The organism is Mycobacterium sp. E2327, from assembly GCF_001672675.1.
In the GTDB taxonomy this organism is placed as follows: Bacteria; Actinomycetota; Actinomycetes; order Mycobacteriales; family Mycobacteriaceae; genus Mycobacterium.
In genome coordinates this window covers 1-1,053 of record NZ_LZKE01000226.1, presented here as the reverse complement: position 1 = coordinate 1,053, position 1,053 = coordinate 1, and the positions used below count along the sequence as shown (strand labels likewise).

Here is a 1,053-nt window from a genome sequence, read left to right as displayed (position 1 = left end):
TGTCATCCGCGAGGCGACGTCGCGCGCCCGGCTGACATAGGCGGGCGCGAGGACCGACCTGAGGTCGCTGACCAACGTTTTGCGGGTAGTGCTCGAGAAGCGGCGGCCCGAGCCGACTTTCAGCTGCTTGATCTGGGCCGCCCAGATCGGCTGGTCGGAGGTGATCCACAGGATCAGCGTGGGGACGCCGGCCCGTAACCCCGCGGCTGTGGTGCCGGAACCGCCATGGTGCACAACGGCACGACAGGTCGGAAATATCGCGGCGTGATTGACCGCCGGGACAACCTTCACATGGTCGAATGCGGGGACGCCGCCGTCCTGCGCCCGCGAGCAGATCAGCGCCCGCTCGCCCAGCTCTGCGCAGGCCCCGCCGATCATCGTGACCAGATCCGCGAGCGACCCGACGGGCATGCTGCCGAACCCGAAATAGATCGGCGGCGTTCCCGCAGCGATCCACGACGCGACCTCATCGTCGGTCTCCGCGGCCAACTCCAGGGTCAACGAACCCACGAAGGGGCGCTTGCCATTCCACTCCGCCGCCAGCCCGGGGAACAAGGCCCGGTCGTAGGCCTGGATTTCGAGCGTTCCGCCGTCGGCCATCCGCTGCCACGCGGGCACCGTCGTGGGCGGCAGACCCAGCTCGCGGCGCTGCGCGTCCTCGTCCGCCTTGGTGAAGCGGTTATACAGCCACCAGCCCGCCGACAGCGTGGTGCGGACGATCGGCGCCGGCGACGGCAGAAACGGAACGCCGATCTGACCGTTGACCCGCACCGGGAAATGATGCAGTCCCGCCACCGGAATGTCGTAGTATTCCGCAACATTCGCCACCACGCCGTGGTAGGTCTGGCCCGTCAGCAGCAGGTCCGCCCCGTCGGCCAGCGAGGTGAGCGTCCGGCTCATCTCCGCCCAGCCCTCGACGAAAAGCGACTTGAAGGTGCGCATGAAGTCGGCGGGGTTCTGGGGTTTGAAGGCGTTGTGGGTGAAGTCGGCGACCGCCACCACCTGCTCGCGCGTGTCCGGCCCGTAGGAGACGGCGGGCACCCCGGCCGACTC

Annotated in this window: 1 protein-coding gene; it reads right to left on the bottom strand. The window is 68.5% G+C overall.

What is annotated here, in order from left to right; translation table 11 throughout:
- Positions 1-1,053 (bottom strand): glycosyltransferase (locus A5712_RS31530; protein WP_197519506.1); only part of this gene is annotated, 1,053 nt, incomplete at both ends.